Source organism: Lawsonibacter sp. JLR.KK007 (genome assembly GCF_036941135.1).
Lineage (GTDB): Bacteria > Bacillota > Clostridia > Oscillospirales > Oscillospiraceae > Lawsonibacter.
Window position 1 is genome coordinate 40,109 of the sequence record NZ_JAYWSY010000001.1, and the last position, 23,144, is coordinate 63,252.

The following is a 23,144-nucleotide window of genomic DNA, read 5'->3' on the forward strand; positions in this document are numbered from 1 at the left end:
AATTAAGACCGAGCCATCATAAACTGTTTTCGTATTCTGTTGTTTTCTACCTCTCTTTCTGCGTCAGTCATTTTAATCTGACTGACTGTGACCTTGAATCTACCATATTCAAAGGTTTTAATGACCTCAACCTCTTTATTTACGTCAACTGTATTCACGGTAAACTCTCCTTATTAAAAATTTACCTCGAATACAAAAATGCTTGTTGCAACGTCCTTAAAATTTTAACTATCCTCTATGTCTGTATAAATAAAAGCCCCAGCCCTGTAAAAGGGCTGGAGCCTTTTTCATCAATTAACAAATCCCGCCAATAACTTCAGTATCAGTAATAGATATAACCTTGTAGCAGTCAGCATAAATCGTCCCGTTTATCTTTTTACAAACAGTGATATAATCACTTTTATTGACAGGATAGAAAACTTTACCCGTATTATCAGACGGATATGTTATATCCTGATTTAAGACTGATATATGCTCGTCAGTCTCCAACCCCCTTTGAGTTCCCAAGATACAATTTTGACCGTTAAAAAGAATCTTATCAAACTTCCGTGTGCTATTGTGATTGAGAATTACATCAAACTTCATTTTATAATGTTCCTTTCTTACATATATGTATTCTGTAAATCAAAAAAATTCTCTCTTTTAATTTACACCTTACATATCTAAATGCTTATTACAATGTACATAATTTTTTAACTAGCCTAACTTTTGCATAAAAACAAAAGTAGCCAACCTTTTTACAGGCTGGCTACTTTCTTTTAATCGTCCTCTATAAACTCCTTCAGCACTGACACAAAATCACGGAATATTTCAATTAACTGGTACAGAAGGTACAACAGAGCCAACAGCCCGAAACAGCTAAACCCTATGAGCCATTCAAAAGAGGTGGGCATTTTAGCCCACCTCCTTTCCATCATCCACCCTGACCCCCTCGCAGATCATCAGCTTGCCCTTGCTGTCGAAGTAAACACCGCCTTGAATACAGCCAAACTCCAACAGCATTTTGATTTTGCTTTCAGGCATTTCCACCCGAGCATACCGAGAACTGATAACCTCGTAAACACTCTCTCCGCCCTGCACTTTTTTCATCCCGACTACCACATACATCATGTTAGCCGGCATATCCGTTTCAACTGCCGGAGCCAGACTGTTAATGCCAGAGCGAACCATATAATTTTTGGTCTTGAAGCCCTCGTTATCCATGGTGATATTGCCCTCACCATCCAGAACCAGACCATACAGCCGCTCACCCTTATTCAAGGTGTCTTTGATCTGTTTCTCGGTCAGGCCCGTAAACCCTTTACTGTCAGCGTCATAGAACATATAGCCTGTAACCCTCTTACCTAAGTCCTCACGGTTAATCATATAGCGCATACACATTTTTAAGTCCTCCTGTAATTTTATTGTGGCCTTATCTCCTAACCACAATAAAACTATAACGCTGACAGCCCATTTCCGTCTATTGACGAAGTGCAAGGGGTTTAACCATTGTAATTAGGGTATATGCCTGAACTGCCCGAACTGTATAAACCCTGTCATGCTTATCAACTGCGCACAATCAGTTGATAAATGATACAGCATAATAAGCCTATTCACCTGTCAATCCTCTAACTTATTAACAATCAAATGTTAATCAATACGTCTGCTATATCCACTCATTCAAAATGCATACACCGGACCAGCAGCTCCATCTGCACGGAATTTTAGCCCCACCCTGCCGGAAGGGAGCCCCACTCCACGAAAGTAAAGAAAGGGACCTGTATAATTGGCGTAGCACAGGAAACTGTGACTATATCAATTGGAGGTCCCACCATGCCAAACTATCTGGAGATCTTGAGACTGGATAGCCTCAACCACAGCCAACGAACAATCGAATCAACGGTACATTGTTCGCGGCACACCGTCCGCAGCGTTCTGCAAGCAGCAAAGGAGAAGCAAATCGCGTGGCCGCTGGATGATGACATCACCAACGCAGAGCTGGAGGAGATTCTGTTCCCTGGTAAGTATAAGAGCGGGTGCCGGTATGTGGAGCCGGACTATCCGTACATTCACCGGGAGCTGGCGAAGCCTGGGGTGACCATGGCGCTTTTGTGGGAGGAATACTGCCGGAAGTGCCATGAGGCTGGGGAAACGCCGTACATGAGCACGCAGTTTGGGGACAAGTACCGGAGGTGGGCGCGGGTGACGAAGGCCACCATGCGCATCCAGCACAAGCCGGGAGACGCCATGCAGGTGGACTGGGCGGGCGATACCCTTCCGGTATATGATCTGGTAACCGGTAAACAGAGCCCGGCGTACTTGTTCATGGCCGTGCTGCCGTGCAGCTGCTACACCTATGCGGAGGTCTGTGAGGACATGAAGACAGAGAACTGGCTGTCCTGCCACGTCCATGCCTTCCAGTATTTTGGCGGTGTGACACGGCTGCTGATTCCGGACAACTGCAAGACAGCCACTACGGCTAACACCCGATACGAGACTGTGCTCAACCGCAGCTACCAGGAGCTGGCCGAATACTACGGCACGGCAATCGTTCCGGCTCGCGTCCGCAAGCCCCAGGACAAGAGCGCAGCGGAAGCATCTGTGCGTTTTGCCCAGACATGGATCATTGCGGCGCTGCGTGAGCGGAAGTTCTTCTCCATCCGCGAGATGAACGAGGCCATAGCGGAAAAGCTGGAGGAACTGAACAACCGCCCGTTCCAGCGGATGGCGGGCACACGCCGCAGCGCCTGGCTGGAGGAAGAGAAACCGTACATGCTGCCATTGCCTGCTGTGCCCTTTGAAGCGGCTGTCTGGTCCGTTGCCAAGGTCCCCAACGATTATCTGGTATCTGACGGCAGGAACAAGTACTCTGTGCCGTACAACCTGATTGGCGAAAAAGTGGATATTCGTGTGACAAAGACTGCGGTGGAGGTATTCTACCATGGCAGTCGTGTCGCCAGCCACCGCCGCTTGCAGACGATCCAGCGCGAGCCGCTGGTAAAGCTGGAGCATATGCCGCTGGCGCACCAGAAGTATCTGACATATAACGCCGGCGATTTCAGCCGCTGGGCCATGTCTGTGGGACCCATGACGGAGAAGGTGATCCAACACTTCCTGACCTCCGGGACAGCCCCGGAGCAGGGCTACAAAGCCTGTGCCAGCCTGACAAAGCTGGGAGAGCGCTATGGCAGAGAGCGTCTGGAAAACGCCTGTGGGCGGATCCTTGCGTACAGCGCAGCGCCCTCTGTCCGCAACATTAGCAGCCTCTTGAAAAACGGCCAGGACCGGCCCGCGAAAGCAGCCCCGCAGGACAAGCCCAACGATTCCAACCGCTTCGGCATTACACGCGGAGCCTCCTATTTCCGGAAGGGAGGCGAGGGCTGATGGTACTCCAGGCAACCATTGACATGCTGGTTGGAATGAAGATGACCGCCATGGCGGCGGAGCTGTCCAGCCAATTACAGGACTCCTCATTCAATGAACTCGGCTTTGAGGACCGGCTGGGGCTGCTGGTGACTGCCGAGTGGAACCGCCGCCAGACCAACACGGTGAAGCGGCTCATTCACAACGCCCACTTCGCCGCCCCGTTCGCTGCGGTGGAAGAGATTTCGTACTACGAGGACAGAAAGCTGGACAAGGCTCAGATGCTGCGCTTCTCCACCTGCAAATTTGTGGACGAGGGCCACCACATCATCCTCAAAGGCGCTTCCGGCAACGGCAAGACATACATTGCCTGCGCCTTGGGCAACGCCGCCTGCCGCCGGTTCAAGAAGGTCCGCTATGTCCGTATGCCGGAGCTCCTCGACGAGCTGAGCATTGCCCGCAGCGGCGGCGAATTGAAGAAGTGTCTGGCCTCCTACAAGAAGGTGGATCTACTCATTCTGGACGAGTGGCTCATCCGGCCGCTCTCCCCCCAGGAGTCCTATGACCTGCTGGAAATCGTGGAGGCCCGCTGCCAGCGCTCCATGATTTTCTGCACCCAGTACCAGTCTGAGGGCTGGTATACACGCATTGATCCCAATCCTGACTCCGGCAGCCCCGTTTCCGAGGCAATCATGGACCGCATCATCCACAACGCCTATGAGGTCCTGGTTGAAGGCCGCGTCTCCATGCGGGAACGTAATGGCCTGAAGTCTTCCCGCGCCAAAGGCGCTGAGCAGGATGCCTGACTGCCCCTTCAATCCCTCCGATTCCCCCTGTGACCTTGAATTGGATTTGATGATCCTGCGTGAAGCGGAACGGGAATCCTTGGAAATCTTCTATGCCATGCGGGAGGAATTACACTTTTACCTGAATCGCACTCAATTACTGGAGACTGTTTTGACTGCCAACGGTATCCCCATCCCCGACTGCGATCACTGATCCCTGGCTCTGCCCGCCGCCTCGGCTGGCAGGGCCTTTCCTCTAAAACTGCTCGTGGAATAGTGGGGCTCCTTTCCGGCAGGGTGGGGCTAATACTCCGTGCAGACGGGGCTCTCGGTCCGGTATATGCAAAAAATGCCACTTTCTCATATTCCTTACCTTTCCACCTTCATCACATCATCCTATTTACCCTATAATTTCAACCCATAAACACACTATGAATCAAAATCATTATGAATCCTATGAAATTTTGTTACACGAATTTTTGAATACCCCTTGAAATTTAATTGTCTTATCAAGTGTACATTCTATGGTGTCATTTTATTTATCCAACCCATTTTATTAACTAGCCTATTGCACGTATCATATTATTTAATCAATTACCAATAAACACATTAACAGGTGAACGTTTCCCGTTTTACAAACTTGTTTATATAAAGTATCAACATTTTTAATCATTTCAAAATAAACATAAAAACAAGCCAGATGTTTTCACATCTGGCCTATCTGCTTAATTATTAACTGTGTTGTTTAGGTTTCCTACCCTTCTTCGCTCGGTTCAACCCGTATATGTTGCTCAGCATTTTTGTAATGTATTCCAGTTGCCCTGTAGTAAGCAAAATATGATATGGCAGTATAATTCCCATAAGATTTTGAGTATATGAAGTTCCCAGCCCCCAATTGCCTCGAAAATAATACTCATTCCTCCAAGGCCCTCTGTTATTGTTTCTGCGAATCAAGGTAACTTTGACATTGTTTATTATCGCTTCTGCCATGACAATTCCACCTTTCAATTAAATTAAAATTCAACTGAAAGTTAAGCTAAATAAACAGAACATCTAATAACAAGGCTGTATTCTGTATAATTTTAGGCACCAATAATTTCTTTTCATTACTGGTGCCTAATATTATTTATTATTGGTTGTTAGCCTCCAACTTGGACAGCTTTTACTAATGCTTCTAGTTCTTCTTCTGTATAATCATGATCTACTTCAGCTTTACCGTATCCGTGATCTTCAAACATTTGTCCCATACCATTTATGAAGGCTTCTCGTCTGGCGGCTATCTCGGCTTCACTGTCTCCACCACTAGGCTGGGGTGTTTGCTGTTGGGTTTGTTGCTGGGTTGGCTGCTGTTGCTGGGTTGGTTGCTGTTGCTGGGTTTGGCCTGATGGCTTACCTTGAGTGCTACCTCCACTTGGTTGCTGTGCCACTGGCTTCGTTGTGGATAAATATTTATTGCTTATATATGCTGTACTTCCATCACTTAGTTCTACCCGACTCCATCCTTCTGCTTCGGTGCCTGCTATGCTAGTACCTGTGCGAGTTACCGACTGACCTACCGATAAACTTCCCAGCTTGTCACTGTCTGCCGTATAACTCGCCCTGATATTAACAGTGCCTGTTGCATAGACTGTCTCGTTGACCTCGGTAAATAGTTCAACTTCGACACTCCCAGAGCCTTCAAATGTACCAGCCCCGCCCGCTTCTTTTGGTTCTATGTCCTCCAACTCTGTTAAAGGTTTAGCGGTGTCGTTCTCATTTTTTACCTCCATTGATTCAACCGGAGGTATAGTGCTAGCAGGTTCGCTCTGTTGAACTTTCCCCTGATCCGGCTCCTGTGGCTCCTGCTGGGCCTGCTGTCCCCCGCAACCCGCCATCCCCAGCACAAGCGCAAGGGAAAGAGCAACTGCTAAAGATCTTGTTTTCATGTTCCTTTCCTCCAAACTGTATTCTTAACAGGTTCCGCATGAACCGCCCTGACTGGCTGTCAGGGACAGTCCATGCTTTCCCTGCCAAGAACAACAAAAGCAATGCGACGGATTTATGTAAACCCATCACATTGCCTGATTTTTCATCAAAGCAAACACAGCTATTTTTCCTGCCCTATTGCTAAAGTCACCAAAGACAGGTATAATAATGCTGGGTGCAGAGTTACTCTGCTGTGCTGGGTAGTGCGTGTACCCGTACAGCCTGGGGGAGGGGGCCTATTCCCTCCCCCAGGTGCCTGCAATCGTTATTCTTGTATTTTTTATTCTACCGCAGGGCCTACTTTTCGTCAAGCCCTCTATTCCAATTAAAGTTCCCTAGGAGTTAAAATATCCATAGCTAAGTTGCCATATATCTTTCCTAAATGTTGGCCTATTGTTGCCCCCACTCATATCATAAGACCACCTTTTGGTAATTTATTGTGTGCTTTACGCCGAATTGCAGGCCTTCGCTTACCTTTGCTATTCGGGAACACAGGTCATTCCAGTATCTAAAGCTATTTCTTAAACTCCTATGTTCCCTTTGTTTATCCATGCACCAGCAACCTACAAAATTTTTCACTTTTAGAAAACCATGTCGTTTTGACCCCAATGCTTCCCTAAAAATTTCACCGTGTATACCATCAAAAAAAGCCCATGTATCTGACATTTTTTTGATTGTCGAGAGCAAATCTGCCTTCCTTACTTTTTCATCACAAAGGATCCAGAAAGGCAAAAAAAGCTGGTAGCTGTACTGCTACCAGCTTTTTTCCTCTATGTTTCCTTACAAATCAACAAACGGGTCATCCTCATATTCACGCACTTTTCGATACCATGTCGAGCGTGAAATTCCTAATTGTCTGGCCCCTTCACTTGCTGACAGTTTCCCTTCCTTTACGCTAAGGTAAACACCCTCGAAAGTATCAACCGCTTTCTTGGGTCTGCCAGTCATGCGCCCCTCTGCCTTGGCTATGGCGATTCCCTCGGCTTGACGTTCCAATATGTTATCCCGTTCGAGTTCAGCCAAAGCGCCAAAGACCGCCAGCATGAATTTTCCGGCCGCTGTGCTGGTATCAATGTTTTCTTTCCTGCTTATGAACTGCACACCTTTTGCGTCCAGTGTTGCGGTTAGGTCAAGCAAGTCCCTCGTATTTCTCGCAAAGCGTGAAATACTTTCCACTGTCAGACTGTCACCCTCCCGCACAAAATCTATCATTCTATGCAATTCGGGCCTTTCCTGTGACTTGCCGCTCATTTTATCAGTATAAACCCTTTCCACCTCCAATGACTCCATAAGTAAATCCTGTCTTGCCGTGTTCTGCTCCTTGGTCGATATCCTCACATATCCGACTTTCATTGTACTTGCTCCTCCCAACTAGATTTTCAAATGAAACCAAACACCGAAACCGTCCCGAAAGTGTTGCGCCCGGAAAGCTATACCTTGCAGAGCGTTTTACCCTTCCCCCTCTGGACCCGTCCCAAAAACTTATTTTTTGTTTTTGAGACACCTTTTTAGTGCGTCTCATTTGATACTTAAACTTCTTTTTGGAGCAATCAAAAAAGCATATGGCAAAATAATTTAGAATTTTTGGAATTGCAGACATAAAAAATGGTACTGCCCGGGATTTCTCCCAAGCAGTACCATCTTTCACTTTTTAGGCCCATCCTAGAAGCGGTAAATAAGCGGTACAGCTACCCCTTAAACCTCTGACGGTGCCTCACTCGAATCCCCGAAAGTCCTTATGGCTCTAGCGGTTTCCGCCCGCTTCTCTTCCAGGGATTCCTTCAAAATCATGTCCTTATATTATCTATGCTCTTTTAATAGTTGAACCATAAACATTCTGTACGTTTATTATTCTTTTTACTGCCCACTCCCGTTACCGTGTCAATCGTTACTTTTGTCCAGTTCCCTAAATACTCGTTATAAACAGGAGTATCATAATTTGATATTAAGAATTTTGCTTTTGATTTGCTGATTGTATCCAACAACAAGCGGTGGTCTGATACTTCCATTTGTCCCTTATAACATATCCCCAGGTTTTTCTCGTCCTCGTCTGCACTCAAATATGGAGCGTCAATATAAAACATGGCACTCGAGTTATTCAAGTAAGAATTTTCTAACAGGTATGTCAAAGCACTTACTGCGCCTATAACCTGTACACCATTTAACCGCTCTGCAACCCTATATAGCCTGTCAATCTGTTTATAGTAAGCTTCACTGGAATGGAATTTACTTGCCGAGAATGCTGTACCCATGCCATCTCTTGACATACTATAAACGACATAAGTTGCAACAGCTAACTTTAACGGGTCAGGTTCATCAATAGCACCGATATTTTCATTTATATCAAAGCTGTCAATATCAAGTAAATTGATTATGGCAATTTCTTCTTCGCTTAACAGAGGATTCTTTTTATCCCCTATAAGTTTCTTAATAAACTGAAATTGTTCTTCTCCTGATAATTGTTTTAACTGCTTCAACTGCCCGCTTTCTTTAATTCGGTTAAGTATTTTCTTAAAGAGTTCTTTCTGCCTGCGTCTTTCTGCATTTTGACGCACACGCAAATAATTATCATCCACACTGTTCCTGTATTCTAAACATTCATTAAAGCAGTCAATAGAATAAACGGTATCATATAGACAGTCTATCAATTCAGACGCCTTATCCGAGTCACTTAAATAAGTCATCAAAGCAACAAGCCCACGGGAAACATCGGAGTAAATCTCCGTTCCATGCGTGGGCTTATTGAGGAGCACCGAAGCAGCTCCCCCAAATGGTTCTATGTAAATGTTGGTATTGCCATAGTCCAACAATTCAGCTATTTCTTTACAAAACCTTGCTTTACCTCCAAAATAGCTGAAAAGTGTCAATCGTTCTTGTCTTGCTTTCATTTTGTTTACGTCTCTGGTAACTTGGTAATTCGGTAACTTTCAACTACTGCCGGAACAAAACTTATTACCTTAATACGCTTGTCTCCTTTGGCAATAGTATTATCATTTCTTCCGTAACTGCATTTTGTGCCTTTAAGCGCTTTCTTTTCAATTTCCTTAGTAAACTCTGCCAGTCCTTGCCGAATGTCTGAATACTTATATTTACTATATTCTGTATCAGAAAGATACTCCTTGAACTCGTCAACAGGGATATTGTATAAACCATTTGTTCCCACTTCAATACCGACTTCGTCAATGTATCGAACGAACATCATATAGATTCTCTCAACAACTTCGGGAGTAACTAAAGTACTGTTATCCACTGTACGAGGTGTTAAACCTGGATAGGCTTTCTCTATAACCTGTCTAACTTTTGGAAAATGCTTTCTCCCTAATAAAACGCCATACACTCTAAGGTTAAGCAACTTACTTTCTAATTCAATAATGTTTGTTTTCTCAATCTCTGCACAAACATCATTCGTTATTACTTCATATACTTTTATGCTAAAATGTTCTTCTCTTGTTGCCTTGTCTTTATAACGTCGTACCGTAAAGAAATACTTGTCTGCATTTCCTATATCTACATCTTTATTAGAACTTGATTCATCGTCCTTAATTTCCACATGGCAGTATATTTTTGCAAAAGTCCCTTCTTCATCATTTTGAAGTTCACTTTGCCATTTAGTAATGATTTTCGGTTTATCTACTGTTGAAGCTGCCATGTTATCAACGTCCTCAAGAATATTATAGTTTTAATAAGTATATCATATCTGTTAAACATTGTAAAGAGGCTATTTTGTTAAAAAAGTAAGCAGGTCATATAAGACCTGCTTATTTTAGTTTTCTTTTGTATCGTTACTTAAGTCGCATGCACGGTGCGAAGCGGGGGAAAATCCGCTCTGACTGCTGTTCTCCCACGAGAGCAGTAAAAGCGGCGGATTACCTATCGCTATACAAACAAGGCTGGAGAGATCGTGCTGTCTGATGTGGAGCCCGGCACTACGGTGATCGCCCGCGAGATCAAAACGGTAGACGGGTTTGTGCTGGACGGCACCCCGCAGAAGATTCTGATTAAGGACGGCGAGGTGCAGAGCCTCACCTTCTGGAACAAGCGGGCTGGGACGCTGCTGATCGAGAAACTGGATTCCGTTACCAAGGCCCCCTTGATGGGCGCTCAGTTCAAGGTCGTCTATGCGGACGGCCGGGTAGTGGATACTGAGGGCGGCAAGCTGTCGTCCAACGGTATCTATATTACGGACAGCAACGGTCAGATCAAGATCACCAATGTGACGGGGACCATCGTGGTGACCGAGGAAAAGTGTCCGGATGGCTATGTGCTCGGCTCCAATGACAAGACCCAGACGGTTGTGGTCAATCCCAGCGATATAGAAACGATTTTCTAAAACAGGCTTAAAATGTTGCAGTATCGTAGAAAACAGTAGAAAATAAGGCGATTTAGGACAATGACAATTCAGATACCAGACATGGTATTTTGAATCTTACACCAGTTTTACACCAAATGAAAAAAGACTCGATGTGGTTTTCAAATTTCTTACGATCCGTAAAAAATAGGGGGTACAGGCATAAAACCTGTACCCCCTAAACTATATTAGACCAGAAAATCCTCATCTTTTTCGTGTTGCTCATAAACACGTTTGATATTTGCGATTGCCATTACTGCCCGGTTATTTTTATAACCCGGATGGCTTCTACAGAAGTCCTCATATTCATCAATGTCCCGCAACACATCTACGAAATATTCATGAGTATAACAATTATCACCTCTCATAAGATCAGCGTTAAATCGTAAAATGCGTTGCCTATGCAAATTTGCATCACGCTCATCATCTACACGAATATGTTCATCTAACCGCTTACGTGTTTCGTGTTGCCCTTTTTCTAAAGTATCCAATTTCTTTAAAACATCACCATTGAAAATACGTCCAATCCAATGCCCAAATGTAGACCACGGATTTATTTTAATTGGCGTAATTTCAACCAATGTCATAGTAATAGCCACAATAGCAAGAAGTGTGCCAGTATTTTCAGACAGCAACTCCTTGATTTCCATAAGGCTCATCTTACACACCTCCTGTCATCATGTTTGTATTCATTGTTATTTTGCCTTAGTTTCCGCATTTTTTGAATTGATGTTAAGCACCTTGCTCATATCGCAAAGACTATCAATCAATGCGCCAACTTCATCCATATTTACATCATAATTGATCGTATCGGCAGAAGATTTAACCATTGCCAAAACCCATTCCTTTTTGTCTGCACCTTTTTCAAGTTTAGATTCTGCCGTCTGCATTAAATCAATGACTAAAGAAACTAACTTGTTCCAGTTCTTTTCTTTTGTAGCTTTCTGCACATATTCCACCAGCTTAATTACCAAAGGAATAACTGCTGCAAGGCCAGCAAGAATAGAAACAATATACTGCATATATTCCATATAATTACCTCCTTATGGATAATTTTCATTTGAACTATTTGTCTTGATTTTTTCCACGCCTTCTTTTCCGCTTTTACTCATATAAGCAGTAAGAACAATATTGCCTAAACCAACAACAACAGAAATTAAAGTAGCAAGCCAACCAAAACTATAACCTGTACCTCCATTTTCAATCAAAACATAGCAAAGATGGATGCCGTGATAAACAACATATGTGTTTAACACAAGCACCCAAGCTGTTAAAATTTTTGACCATTCAAAGTGTTTCTGTATGGCGTGTTTTCCATTTGAAAAATTTCTCATGGTTCACCTCTTAGCGTTTTTCCATCATCCTCTTTGCAACAATAATGGCCTTAATATCAGACATAAACATATTAATGTCATCAGGATCGGTTGCATAATCTGTACCGCCATTGATTGTGCCATTGTTGAGCAATTCACGCATATCAGGCTTCGCCCAATCAGGAAGTTCACTGTAAGTAGTAATATACTTATCGCCAATCTCTTTAAGAATCTGATCTCTTGTCATATAATCATCCCCCTCAACAGTATTTTGAATTTTTTCAACATAGTCCAAAGACACCCAGCCAGTGCCAGTATATCCCCAACCATTTTGCTCTTTTGTGATTGTCAAAATAGTTCCAGCCGGATATGTCATAATAAGATTATTATTTGCCACATAAGGTTGAATACGACAATTCAAACCATCATCTGCAATAACCTTGGCCTGATAATTTACAACAGCGCCTTGCTCTGGTGGATTATAACTGCCTCCATTTAATCCTGCATTGACTTCATCACACAGTTGTCCCATACGATTGTACATCCAATCACCCGGACAACTCTTATTGGCATACCACCTATGTACTGTAAAGATACCCTCACCAGCTTTTGGTTCATAGTTCAAGGCTTTCTCTTTGTTGTTGATCCACAGCATTTTCTTAATACCATTACGCTGACAAATATCAATGCAAAGTTTCACCAACTTTTTATAACAAGCGTCCTTAAACGCATATGGATGAGTAGAGTCAGACGCACATTCAATAGTAATTGCTCTTTGATCATTTGCATTACTGGACGTACACCAACTACGATTAGCCTCATCAACAATTAAACACACACGCCCATCATATCCAATTCCGTAGTTGCAGCTTGCTTCTCTTCCGGCAGGAAAGCAATCACCAATCCGTTCTGCACTACACTGTCCAACAACACAATGAGGCGTAATATGGTCAATTCGATGAGTGCGTTTACCACTATGATTTGGACTCATCTTTACACAGTCTACCAATGGACTATTTGTATAACCCATAGTTGTACCTCCTTTTCCGCAGAATTTATTGTAGAACTCCCGTCCATAACTTACTCGTTTATTTTGATTCTCAACTGATTGATTGGCGGGACGTTCAAACTGTAACATAAACGCATTAGAACATTCAGACACAGAATTACTTGTACGAAGAATATTAAGCAAAGGCTTATATCCAGCATTAAGTTCTTGCATAAGAAAATTCATGTGCATTTCCAAATCGCCAATCGAAACGCCTTTAGACTTTGCATAATTCAAAAGGTTTTGTTTTCGGCTCCAGTATGTCCATTGAAATATGCCATAGCCATATTTATCATTGACAAAGTTTGTATATGTACCATTATCTACAGCAGCGGTGTACTGTTCATCTGTCATATCAAGTTCTCTATTGCCATTATTCTGAAGATTAATAGGTGAACAGCCGGATTCTGCATACCCATTTCCTACGACAGCAGCCGATCCAGCTTCAGTAAATCCCTGTTGACGAAGAAAATTAAACATTTTCTCAGGGTTGTTATTTCCAATTAAAGCCATAACTCACCTCCTTACAGATCAGACAAACTACTTTGTTTCTGTCCAATAACCTCGCCGTCTTTGAAATACTTTCCAAATTCCTCATCTGCATCAATATCTTTATAAACATTGACCATATCAGCAGAATCCCAGCCAATGAGAGATTGAATAACAGAATCGGGAATATTGGCTCTTGCTAATTCTGAAGTCATGAAATGCCGCAGAGAGTGAAGATACACGTCTGTATCCATAATCTTAGAATAAGTTCTGGCGAAACTATTCATGCGGGAAATAGTAATTGGCTGTGTCCTATCATGAACATCAGTAAAAAGCCATTCGCTTTCAATTCCACGTTTTTGACGATCAGCAAGCCAGAGATCAAGATATGGCTTAAATGGTTTGTACAACACATAGCAAATCAACTGTTTGCCATTTCGCCCACGTCCTTTTGTTTTAATCTTCTCTGGAGTTTTATATAAAGAGCCATAGATGATATTCTCATCGTCAAAGTAAGACACCTTGAAACGTGCAAGTTCAGCCTTACGCCGACCAGAATATGCCGCTAATGCAAGAAAGCAAGCCTGTTCATATTTCTTGTGTTCAACAAGATAGTCAAGGCATGATTGCACTTGCTCTTTTGTTAGAATAGTCTTTTCCCGAACAGGTTCATTAACTGGATTTTCAATTTTACGAACAACAGAACGGAAATTCGGATATTCGTCATCCAGAATATTTTCGATAAAATTAGAAATTGAAGATAATGCAGCTTTCAAATGTCGTACTCTGCTTGCTGAACATCCTTGCTGTAAGGCATAATTTTGAAACATCATAATGTCCCTCTTATTAACCTCAGTAAAAAATTTGTTCTTCGCATTATCAACAATCCAACAGAAGAAGATGAGCAAATCATTCTCATATACATTAATTGTTAATTCCGACCTATCGACTGAACGAAGATACGTCATAAAATCATTTAACAACTGAATGTTTTCAGGGTTAATCTGCTCAATCTTTTCAGGTGTTGTTTCAAGACATTGATTAGTTTTCCTCCCCATTGAAATGCCTCCCTTCTGTTTTTATAAGTAAAGGGCTGTGCCAATTCAGCACAACCCTTTCAAATCAACTGATAATGAGGTTTCTCTTCATTAAATAACCAATAGCGCAAGTAATCATCAATTACAATGGCTATTACAGATAACGCCACCCATGCAAAAAAGAATGGAAGGCATATTTGTCCCCATAAATTAAGCGGCATATTTGAATAATCCCAAATGCCAAGTTTAAGCCAGACATTCAAAATCAGGCCAGCAATCAGTTCAACACACGTAACAATGCTTGCTCCAGTAAACGCCTGTTGAATCATACCAAGTTCCCACGGTAAGTATTCATTGATTGCACCAATTAAAACAAAGCAAATACCTCCCACAAGAGCCATTGTCCAATGACTATGACTACGCCATAGCATCTCGATACCAAAATAGGTAGTGCCACCAATTAACAATAACACTACCATTTTAATAACATTTTTAATTTTCATTTCACACCAACCAACTTTGCAATATACTGGAGATCGAGTAAAGGCGCATTATAAAAATCATAATTCCAAAGCCAATGGTCTGCAAAATCAGAACGTTTATATTTTTGGCATACAGGATCACTCCAAACTTTATCCCATCTATCTTGATATGTGGGATCATATTCTTTTCGATCCAGACGTTTTATAATTGCTTGAGTTAAACGGCCTCTCTCAAGGCCATTGCCATCATCGTTTTGCGAAAAGTAATTAAAAGCATCTTGACTTGCAACATAACAAATAATTCCCTTATCACAAATAATGTGTTTGTCTATAACAACACATTCGGTTCCATAAGGAAGATTCACATTACCACATTGAGCCAGTTTTTTATATCGCATTATTACAATGTATTTGTTATAAATCTGCATTTAAACAATCTCCTTTATATTTTTAATCAAGCACCTCTGTTGAACCACCAGAAAGGGTAGCAAGAATCTTTTGAATCTGTGCTTGTGCAGCAGTAATATTACTTTGCATCAAAGTATTCAAATCTTCTGGCAACTCCATGCCATAAACAATACCAGCCAAATCGTTAATATTAGTTGTCCGATTTACCAAAACACGAAGCATATTGTTATATGTGGTATGATAAGTAATCGTAGACTGAGCGGCAACATAAATCGCCACAATATCGGACTTGCTATATGTGGTACACTCTTTGCCATCTGCATGATAAGGATATTCCTCCACGCCAGCCATTACAGAATAGAACATATTAGTAATGTTATTCTGATCATAACTATCTAAGGAGAAATGTTCAGTGGTATCGCCGCTATTAGACGTAGACACATCAACACCAGCCTCGATTGCACCATTACAATAATTACGAAGTTCATTTAATTTAGCTGTCCGCAATAAATTCATCATTTCATCTGTCACAGGATTATCTTCGCTAATAGGAAAGACAGTCAAATAATCAGCAACAGTAATCTTGCAATTTGTAAGTAACTCATCAACCTGTTCTTTGCACCACAAAGCAGGATAGTATTTCTGTACCATTTCTAAAATTGTCATATTCCATCCTCCTTTAAATAAGATTTGCCATTACTCGCATATAATCAAGTTCAGCAGTACGTTCTACTTCACTATCTAATTCAAAAACCGCAACTTGTTCGCAATCCTGATAATCGGTTGAATTAGTAATGGCGTATACAATACCACCAGCCACAATAGCATCTGCTTCGCCTTTAGGACATTCAATGTTCGTATTAGTTTCGGCAACTTTCCGAATAAAAACTAATTTCTGAAATACCCCAACCAGTTTGTCGCCAGACATTAATTTATACATTATTCATCCTCCTTATCATAAAAAGTCTCACGAATCTCCCTCAATAAATCAAAGGCTTCGGCGCTTTTGCTTCTATTTTTCATACGATAGTCCCAGCGATTAACCAAAGGAATAAAACCATTCATATAACGTTCATTTCGTGTACGATCCAATTCTTCCATTTTGGCTTCATACTCTTTAGGAGATGTAAAATAGAACCATCCAATCTCATAGTCCCATTTTGCATCTAAAGTACATTTAAATTTCTTATCCCATTCAGCCAATTCCTGTTCAAAGAGGCTTATAAAATATAAATCCATATCATGTACTGTTTTATAACTATCGCACCTTGCAGCGTGTGAACGCCAAGATTGATAAGAGGTAAACACATCTTCTGCGCTCATTTTTCCTTCATCAACCCATCCACGAAAAATTTTTAACTTGCGCCGAATTGCCTTAATGCTGTTACGGCTCAATTTGATAACAACTTTTCCTGTAGGTTCTAAGCGAACACGCATTTTAAGAAATTTAAAACTGTGATTTTTAAATGGAGTTATTTTGCATTTCTTTTCATTTAGTTCAATTTCCATTTCATTAGAAAGTTCAACTAAAGTATCATGCAATCCTCTTAAAAATTCTAAAGAATCACTTATTACATATCCATCATCCATATATCTCGCATATCCATGAACGCCAAGTTTATCTTTGATATAATGATCAATCGGGCTGGCATAATCTAAAGCAATATTTTGAGAAACTTGACTGCCTAATCCAACACCACGGGGATTGTCCGGGTCGTGTTCAACGCCGCCCAATTCTAAAAAATCATCAATTAACTGACAACCAATTTCTTGTAACTTAGGATCAAGGATATGCTTTTTTAAACGTTCTTTTGCTTTATCATGTGGTATTGAAGCAAAATATCCATGAAAATCAAATTGATAAATTCCACCTTCCAGACCAAACAAACGATAATGATGATGCAAGAACTCAACAAGTCTTTTTAAAGTCATATCCATACCCTTGTCAGGCAGACTTGCACTATTATCATAAATAAAACTTCTGGAATAGGCTTCTGTCATGAGTTCATCACAATAACATTTTTGAACACTACGATCTTGAATAACTAAAGAATTAATATCACGTTCTTTACCATGTTCAATCGTTTTAAAATGTTTGAACCCACCAAACTCATATTTACCGTTGAGAACTCGTTCTTGCAAAGAGTCAGTCTGTGTTAAAAGCACTGACTTGAAATTGATAGTAGAGGTTTTCCAGTTCACTCCTTCACAGCAGTTTTCGCCAGCGTCCCACATTTTATCAAAATCAAACACATCCTCAAGTGCCTTACCACAGACTGGTCTTGCTTTTTCTTCTCGTTCTCTTTTACGTCTTTCGTATCTTTTCTGTTTTCTTTCCTCACTTGTCATATTGCCAAAGAACAAATCCTTTCCGTATAGCCTTATCATTCACTGGCGAATACGTCTACGCATCACAACCGTATCCGTTGACAGCTTCCGATGCTGATTTACTAAGCTACGTAACTATGCACCTATGAAATTTAAGGGAGCAACGTGCCACGGATCATCAGCCGAAGCCAATTACCGCAAGAAGGAAATGGGATGCTACCTCCTTCCGACACACCGCTCAAATCAGCAAAATGTCAATAAACCATGCAAGCAGCGTCCAGATGCAAGTATCGAAAAAGTGTTTTAGGATGCCATCAGGCAGAGCCACGGCATACATCCTCCTTCTGAAATAACGGATATTGTTTTCACCAGTAAAGGCCAGTATTATTTCAAGCCATTAAGGGCTACTAAGTCTAATCCAAGTTTGTGTACTAAATTTGATGCACCACAAACAGCTTCAAGAATCCGGGGCGACCCCATTGGAATTGCCAGAGTTGTTGTTGTTCGGAGAACCGTCAGTGTTGACATTGCAGAAATTGTTCGTGTTGCCAGCATTGACAGAACGCAGCCACCAATTCGCAGGGGGTTTTATCAGGATGTAACCGTTGTCGGCAATTATTCTTTTGTAGAATCCTCTATGTCAAAAATATCTTCTGGTAAAACTACCTCACTTTCATTGGCAATCTCATTTGTTTCATCTTTCTTCTTTGGCTTGGGATTACCGTCACGCTTGATGTATTCCCAAAGTTCCTGTTTAAGATAATCTAAGAACTCGCAGAAGAATTTGAAATTAATGATCTTACTCCAAGATTTCTTGCTCTGATACTTTTTATAACGTTTCTTATCAGATTCAATGATTCCTTTTACCAGAGCCGCTTCGTAATTCAAAAGCCTTGCCCATTCTTTAAAGATTCCAGAAGTTTTCTTTTTGTCCCCAAGAAAATTATTTCCTTTTAGCACCAACGAAAATGTCACAGTAAGCAAACCACTTAATGCAAAAATTGCGGATCGTGCTTTAGCGAAATATTCTTCTCGAAGATTAAATTCTGTTTCCATCATATTGTTATGAATATAGATGGAGTTAGCCCGTAATACATCCTCATGAATTTCCAACGCAAGCCGGGTAATATCGTTGGTCAGACAAAACCTGTAAGATTTTGGGAACTTCTTAACTTGTTCCAGTGTATATGTAGCTAATTGTTGCGCCACTCGAATGAATTCAGCTTTTGATTCATTGCGCTTAGAAGCGTAGACAGACATTGATGATCCTCCTATTTATCATATTTAGATTATTTGCCCCACATCTAAGCAGATATGAGATTGTTTTCTCAACCCGCCCTTTATGTTAGCAGATTAGTTTCTCATTGTCAAGGGCAAATTGAGAAAATTTTCTAAGATTAAGGGTAAACCGTTCATCCCCCTTATCTGTCCCGGCTTGCGCCTTAGACAAGATAGGGGGATTCACTGATTAGCTTAAACACAGAAGGCCGGGGCGACCCCATAGGAAAAGCCAGAGGTGTAGGTGCTCGGAGAACCGTCAGTGTAGACAATGCAGAAATTGTACGTGTAGCCAGCACAGACAGAACGCAGCCACCAATACGCAGTTGATGTTGTAGCATTATGGCGGTAGAACACTTTGCTGTTCCCGGCTTTATAAAAATCATACTGTAATTGTGAATTCTGCTCATACTGACTGGCGTATGACCTTGCCCCTTGTACTTCAAACTCAGCAAGCAAGAATAAATAATCATCTGTCTTAGTTATTGCACTTGCTGCGTTGGAACTTCCACCAGTATTATCAGAATACTTTGAACAAGACTTCATGACCGCACGAAGATCACTCGGCAATGCCGCCATAAATGTCTTTGCCGCAGGACTTGTTGGATTCTGACCCAACAAATTATTTCTCATAGAACAGTCTTTCCAACCACCAGCATTTGTACTATTACCAGATGTTGAACCATTCATGGTAAACGTACCATTCCAGTTAGCGTACTGAGCATCAACAAAGCAAATATTATTGCCCTTATTACTGACCTTGCCAATCTGGAAGTGAATGCGGTTTGCACCTTCCTTTGCGCTATTATGGTTAAAGCCCAAAATAAACGCCCAAACATTCATGTTAATAGCAGTTGAACTAACAGTACCATTTACTAAAATCTGTTTGCCATCACCAACATTCCAATAAGTCGAAGCCACACCAGCATCAGACACTTGCCTAATCTGCGCCCAAGTATACTCATTAAGTGCCTTACCAGAAGCAGGAATAAACTCCGCATTCACAGTAAAGGTCTTATTTGCTGGAGCGTTATGATTAGTGCCAGCCGCCACCGCAACAGTAATTGTCGCTGTACCAGACTTCTTATTAACATGACTAACAGTGATCACATTACCACTAATGGAAACCGTAGCAACGTTGGTATTGCTGGATGTGGCAGTAATCTTACCGTCACCAGCACGTGTCGCAGTCACAGTATCAGTCAATTTATCAGTGTTCAATGTCACAGAAGTCTTATTCAGACTCAAACTACCAGCCGCCTTACCGATTGTCCAAGACACTTCCTTGGCAGTAGTAGAACCATCACTCCAACAGTAATCAGGTTTAGGAGTAAACGTAGCCTTATATGTACCAGCGGCAGTTTGTTTAGTAACACCGCCAATGGTCAACTGTGCTGTATTGTAATTGCTGAATGTAGGTGTAAGTTCTGCCCCTGTATAAGTCAACGTACCACTCTGAGCAGGAACAGCGGTCAATTTGGTCTTATTGGGAATTGCAGTAATTCTACCAACCGTACTTGTGTTTACTGCACCTTCAGTAGAAATTGGGAACAGGGCAAAATAATAAGTAGTCCCATTTGTGAGGCCAGTTACCTCCAGTGGACTACTTGCGTGTGCATTTCGAGTTGTACTATTCAAGGCCAGTGTGCCATCTTCAGGAGATGTAGGATAACCACCAGTCTTATAAACCACCTTTGTACTTGCCCATGTAGAGAGCGTCACACCATCTTGAACCTTTGTTGCGGCAGGATCATTCCATTTAAGCTGAACACGACCATTTAACTGAGCCGCAACAGTCAGATTAGAAATATCACCCGTAGGCACAGGATTGGGTGTAATCGTTACCTCATTTGCAGGATCATCGGCATAAGTATTTGTGGTAGAATATGGGAAGAACTTGTAATAATATGTCACGCCATCACTCAAACCACTATCACAAAAATATTGTGTCTTATATGCGTCACGAGTTTTATTGTCAAGAACAACTGTACCATCACGGCGACTTGCTGGCATAGAACCCGCTTTACGAACCAGCAATGTGCCAGCCCATGCCGCAAGAATAGCATCACCAACAACCGTATCAACAGGATCAGTCCATTTCAAGTATGCTTTACCTGAAGCAGCCAACGTAGCAAGGCCAGTCACAGGAGCCAGAGGGATACCACCACCCCCACCAGAACCGCCGCTACCAGTTGGGAAAATAGAAACAATAGGCATATATAACCTCCTTTAACCAAGAAGAATAATTGTCACAGGAATATCACATGTAGGCTTATCACCGTATGCTGTAACAGTTAAAGAACCATCTGCCTGATCGCTAATACGCATATCAGCAGCAACAACATCTTCAAGCTGTTCCGTTGTGATATTTTGCCCGATAGTAATAATGCCATTTTGGTCTGCGTTAAGTCCTTCGACAGAAATTGTTTGAACATACGGAGAATCGTCACTCCATGCAGACATAAGCAAAACAGCATTGATTGCTACACTAAGATTGGCTTTTTCACCAAGGGCGGTATCAATTTTTTCCATATTGGAGTTTGAGTTGCCATTGATGCTTTCACGCCATTCTTTAAATTTTGTCTGGTCATTATCTGTGAGTGCCAGATCATAGTTTTTCGTTGCGCTCAAAATAAAACACCACCCTTCCTTGAATTAACCAAGCAGAGTGATGAGGATAGGAATATCAATTTGTGGCGTATCTCCACGACAAGAAATTGTAATAGAACCATCCGTTTGAGCAGTTACAAACATTTCAGCACCAACCACAGCTTCATACTGTGCATCACTGAACGCTTGTGGTAAAGTCACATAACCATTCTGATCAGCCATTACAGCAGACACAGATACGGTCTGTTGCCCATTCACCCAAGCACTCGCCAGCAAAGTTGCATTTACTGTTGTACTTGGCTCACAACTTTCAGCCCCATCAAAAGGCAGTTCGTTATATCGTTTATTACCATATCCCGTTTTATGACGTGTACTACCATCTGTAAAAATTACTGTAATTTGTTCGCCATCCAGCAAAATAGGATTTTTAGCTGTCCAATTTGCAACAGTATCACGCCGCTGTTGAATTGCGGATACCCTTACGACCTTTTCAGCCATTCACTTCACCTCCGCTTTTAGAATAAAAAGGGGAAGGTTTTCACCTCCCCCAATTAGCTTTTAATTACGCATTACCGCCATCAAGAATGATAGTATCGGTATCATGCACCACAGTATCAGGCAGAGTATAAACAGTAGTCTCAGTGCCACCAATCTTAACATTGCCGTTTGTAGTAGAAGCCTCAACCTTAGTTGCACCCTCGGCAACACCATCCAGCTTAGTCTTATCAGTAGCAGACATAGCACCAGCAGCAGTAGTAGTAGCCTCATCTAACTCCAAACCAGCCGCACCAACCTTCAAGCCATTGGCATTCGTACCCAGCTTAATAGCAATGACATTGGTTGCAGAAATCTCAATACCATCGCCAGCGGTATACTCATTAACCAAATCCTGAACGGACAAATAAATGTGAGACTCATTGCCATCACCGCCAACAGTGTTTACAACAAAATCAATGTACTTGTCACCCGCAGCAGCACCAGTGTAAGGATCATCAGCAGCGGCAACCACCTTAATATCGGCAGACTTCACCAGATAATCCTTCGGAATGTTAATATCAGCACCAACCACAGTGCCATCCACTGTCACCTGATAAGAAGCAATATAGCCAGCATTTGCAGTTGCCTTCTTCACCACATCAACAGTGTGATCCTTAACATACAGACCATCGGCCTTCTTCTGCAAGTCGTTGTCAGCGTCAGCAGACACGTTCACACCGATAGTCTTAGCATCTGCATCAACGGTCACAGCACCATCAGCAGCGGTGTAAGTAGTATCGGCAGTAGTAATCCGCACGACCTCAGTATAATCAGCATCATCCAAAGCCTTTGCAGACAAAATCAGAATGTGAGGATCAGTAGCGTCCTGCTCCAGCTTATATTGAGTATCGGTATCCTGTACCTTACCCGCAATATAACTATCAATGTTCTTAATCTCATTTGCGTTATATTCAGGCTTAGTTGCAGCCTTTGCCCACTCAGACACATCACCAGCCAAAGCAGTAATGTAATGCAGATCGTTAAAAGCAGTAGTACCATCACCCAGCTTCAGCAAAGTAGCAGACTTAGTGCCAGTATCAGTATCGGCAGGAACCAGCACCACGATAGGCTCGTTCACACCATAAACAGCATTCTTAGCCTCCAGATTTGCCAGAGTATCGCCACGAAGTTTATACTGGACATTCATAGTCTTAGTAGTAGCCATAATCAATTA

Annotated in this window: 27 protein-coding genes; 4 read left to right on the forward strand and 23 right to left on the reverse strand. The window is 42.1% G+C overall.

What is annotated here, in order from left to right; genetic code table 11:
- Nucleotides 1–2: 2 nt before the first annotated feature.
- The 3 genes from VV088_RS00275 to VV088_RS00285 form a co-directional block, all read right to left on the reverse strand.
- Complete coding sequence (locus tag VV088_RS00275; protein WP_334598920.1) at nucleotides 3–158, reverse strand: hypothetical protein; 156 nt, start codon at nucleotides 156–158, stop codon at nucleotides 3–5.
- A gap of 136 nt (nucleotides 159–294) precedes the next feature.
- A complete protein-coding gene (locus VV088_RS00280; RefSeq protein ID WP_334598921.1) occupies nucleotides 295–585 on the reverse strand; it encodes a hypothetical protein in 291 nt (96 codons plus the stop codon).
- A 309-nt stretch (nucleotides 586–894) separates the two neighbouring features.
- Entirely contained in the window at nucleotides 895–1,374 is a 480-nt protein-coding gene (locus VV088_RS00285) for a hypothetical protein (protein ID WP_334598922.1), read from the reverse strand.
- Nucleotides 1,375–1,812: 438 nt separating this feature from the next.
- Between VV088_RS00285 and istA the strand changes: the two genes are divergently transcribed.
- Genes istA through VV088_RS00300 form a run of 3 tightly spaced genes read left to right on the forward strand, consistent with a single transcriptional unit; the run spans nucleotide 1,813 to nucleotide 4,341 of the window.
- Nucleotides 1,813–3,363, forward strand: a complete 1,551-nt coding sequence (gene istA / locus VV088_RS00290) for an IS21 family transposase (protein ID WP_161845261.1) — start codon at nucleotides 1,813–1,815, stop codon at nucleotides 3,361–3,363.
- Nucleotides 3,363–4,148: an ATP-binding protein gene (locus VV088_RS00295; RefSeq protein ID WP_334598923.1), complete on the forward strand. Its 786-nt coding sequence runs from the start codon at nucleotides 3,363–3,365 to the stop codon at nucleotides 4,146–4,148. Before istA ends, VV088_RS00295 begins: the two co-directional genes overlap by 1 nt.
- Nucleotides 4,141–4,341 (forward strand): hypothetical protein, encoded by a 201-nt coding sequence (locus VV088_RS00300; protein ID WP_334598924.1) that lies wholly within the window; start codon nucleotides 4,141–4,143, stop codon nucleotides 4,339–4,341. The genes VV088_RS00295 and VV088_RS00300 overlap by 8 nt, the downstream gene beginning before the upstream one ends.
- 925 nt (nucleotides 4,342–5,266) lie before the next feature.
- Here the strand turns inward: VV088_RS00300 and VV088_RS00305 are convergent.
- The 4 genes from VV088_RS00305 to VV088_RS00320 all read right to left on the reverse strand — a co-directional run bounded on the left by VV088_RS00305 (nucleotide 5,267) and on the right by VV088_RS00320 (nucleotide 9,741).
- The gene (locus tag VV088_RS00305) at nucleotides 5,267–6,052 is read right to left on the reverse strand and encodes an SH3 domain-containing protein (protein WP_334598926.1); all 786 of its coding nucleotides are present in this window, start codon (nucleotides 6,050–6,052) and stop codon (nucleotides 5,267–5,269) included.
- Nucleotides 6,053–6,872: 820 nt separating this feature from the next.
- A complete protein-coding gene (locus VV088_RS00310; RefSeq protein WP_334598927.1) occupies nucleotides 6,873–7,445 on the reverse strand; it encodes a recombinase family protein in 573 nt (190 codons plus the stop codon).
- 461 nt (nucleotides 7,446–7,906) lie between these two features.
- On the reverse strand, nucleotides 7,907–8,980 hold the full coding sequence (locus VV088_RS00315) for a DNA adenine methylase (RefSeq protein WP_334598928.1): 1,074 nt from the start codon (nucleotides 8,978–8,980) through the stop codon (nucleotides 7,907–7,909).
- Between the two features lie 5 nt (nucleotides 8,981–8,985).
- On the reverse strand, nucleotides 8,986–9,741 hold the full coding sequence (locus VV088_RS00320) for a hypothetical protein (RefSeq protein WP_334598930.1): 756 nt from the start codon (nucleotides 9,739–9,741) through the stop codon (nucleotides 8,986–8,988).
- Nucleotides 9,742–9,957: 216 nt separating this feature from the next.
- Here VV088_RS00320 and VV088_RS00325 point away from each other — a divergent pair, with 216 nt between their 5' ends.
- Complete coding sequence (locus VV088_RS00325; protein WP_334600447.1) at nucleotides 9,958–10,422, forward strand: MSCRAMM family protein; 465 nt, start codon at nucleotides 9,958–9,960, stop codon at nucleotides 10,420–10,422.
- A 206-nt stretch (nucleotides 10,423–10,628) separates the two neighbouring features.
- Here VV088_RS00325 and VV088_RS00330 read toward each other — a convergent pair whose 3' ends face one another.
- The 16 genes from VV088_RS00330 to VV088_RS00400 all read right to left on the reverse strand — a co-directional run bounded on the left by VV088_RS00330 (nucleotide 10,629) and on the right by VV088_RS00400 (nucleotide 23,135).
- Nucleotides 10,629–11,099, reverse strand: a complete 471-nt coding sequence (locus VV088_RS00330) for a hypothetical protein (RefSeq protein WP_217959405.1) — start codon at nucleotides 11,097–11,099, stop codon at nucleotides 10,629–10,631.
- Nucleotides 11,100–11,135: 36 nt separating this feature from the next.
- Nucleotides 11,136–11,471: a phage holin, LLH family gene (locus tag VV088_RS00335; protein WP_217959404.1), complete on the reverse strand. Its 336-nt coding sequence runs from the start codon at nucleotides 11,469–11,471 to the stop codon at nucleotides 11,136–11,138.
- 12 nt (nucleotides 11,472–11,483) lie between these two features.
- Nucleotides 11,484–11,774, reverse strand: coding sequence for a hypothetical protein (locus VV088_RS00340; protein ID WP_217959403.1), 291 nt, complete (start codon nucleotides 11,772–11,774; stop codon nucleotides 11,484–11,486).
- Nucleotides 11,775–11,784: 10 nt separating this feature from the next.
- Nucleotides 11,785–13,314: a phage tail tip lysozyme gene (locus tag VV088_RS00345; RefSeq protein WP_334598931.1), complete on the reverse strand. Its 1,530-nt coding sequence runs from the start codon at nucleotides 13,312–13,314 to the stop codon at nucleotides 11,785–11,787.
- Nucleotides 13,315–13,325: 11 nt separating this feature from the next.
- Nucleotides 13,326–14,348, reverse strand: coding sequence for a tyrosine-type recombinase/integrase (locus tag VV088_RS00350; RefSeq protein ID WP_217959401.1), 1,023 nt, complete (start codon nucleotides 14,346–14,348; stop codon nucleotides 13,326–13,328).
- A 59-nt stretch (nucleotides 14,349–14,407) separates the two neighbouring features.
- Nucleotides 14,408–14,830 carry a putative ABC transporter permease gene (locus tag VV088_RS00355; RefSeq protein WP_217959400.1) on the reverse strand — a complete coding sequence of 141 codons (423 nt, stop codon included), beginning with the start codon at nucleotides 14,828–14,830 and terminating at the stop codon, nucleotides 14,408–14,410.
- Nucleotides 14,827–15,237 (reverse strand): isoaspartyl peptidase, encoded by a 411-nt coding sequence (locus tag VV088_RS00360; RefSeq protein ID WP_334598932.1) that lies wholly within the window; start codon nucleotides 15,235–15,237, stop codon nucleotides 14,827–14,829. The genes VV088_RS00355 and VV088_RS00360 overlap by 4 nt, the downstream gene beginning before the upstream one ends.
- Before the next feature lie 22 nt (nucleotides 15,238–15,259).
- Nucleotides 15,260–15,883: a hypothetical protein gene (locus VV088_RS00365; RefSeq protein ID WP_334598933.1), complete on the reverse strand. Its 624-nt coding sequence runs from the start codon at nucleotides 15,881–15,883 to the stop codon at nucleotides 15,260–15,262.
- A 13-nt stretch (nucleotides 15,884–15,896) separates the two neighbouring features.
- A complete protein-coding gene (locus VV088_RS00370; RefSeq protein WP_217959398.1) occupies nucleotides 15,897–16,157 on the reverse strand; it encodes a hypothetical protein in 261 nt (86 codons plus the stop codon).
- Nucleotides 16,157–17,566 (reverse strand): reverse transcriptase domain-containing protein, encoded by a 1,410-nt coding sequence (locus VV088_RS00375; protein WP_334598934.1) that lies wholly within the window; start codon nucleotides 17,564–17,566, stop codon nucleotides 16,157–16,159. Before VV088_RS00375 ends, VV088_RS00370 begins: the two co-directional genes overlap by 1 nt.
- A gap of 436 nt (nucleotides 17,567–18,002) precedes the next feature.
- On the reverse strand, nucleotides 18,003–18,164 hold the full coding sequence (locus VV088_RS22680; protein ID WP_442913130.1) for a DUF6273 domain-containing protein: 162 nt from the start codon (nucleotides 18,162–18,164) through the stop codon (nucleotides 18,003–18,005).
- Nucleotides 18,161–18,805 carry a hypothetical protein gene (locus tag VV088_RS00380; protein ID WP_334598935.1) on the reverse strand — a complete coding sequence of 215 codons (645 nt, stop codon included), beginning with the start codon at nucleotides 18,803–18,805 and terminating at the stop codon, nucleotides 18,161–18,163. Before VV088_RS00380 ends, VV088_RS22680 begins: the two co-directional genes overlap by 4 nt.
- Nucleotides 18,806–19,018: 213 nt before the next feature.
- Nucleotides 19,019–21,040: a DUF6273 domain-containing protein gene (locus VV088_RS00385; RefSeq protein WP_334598937.1), complete on the reverse strand. Its 2,022-nt coding sequence runs from the start codon at nucleotides 21,038–21,040 to the stop codon at nucleotides 19,019–19,021.
- 12 nt (nucleotides 21,041–21,052) lie between these two features.
- Nucleotides 21,053–21,454, reverse strand: coding sequence for a hypothetical protein (locus tag VV088_RS00390; protein ID WP_334598939.1), 402 nt, complete (start codon nucleotides 21,452–21,454; stop codon nucleotides 21,053–21,055).
- Nucleotides 21,455–21,478: 24 nt separating this feature from the next.
- Nucleotides 21,479–21,931 carry a hypothetical protein gene (locus VV088_RS00395; RefSeq protein ID WP_334598940.1) on the reverse strand — a complete coding sequence of 151 codons (453 nt, stop codon included), beginning with the start codon at nucleotides 21,929–21,931 and terminating at the stop codon, nucleotides 21,479–21,481.
- 64 nt (nucleotides 21,932–21,995) lie between these two features.
- A complete protein-coding gene (locus VV088_RS00400) occupies nucleotides 21,996–23,135 on the reverse strand; it encodes a hypothetical protein (RefSeq protein WP_334598941.1) in 1,140 nt (379 codons plus the stop codon).
- Between the last annotated feature and the right edge of the window lie 9 nt (nucleotides 23,136–23,144).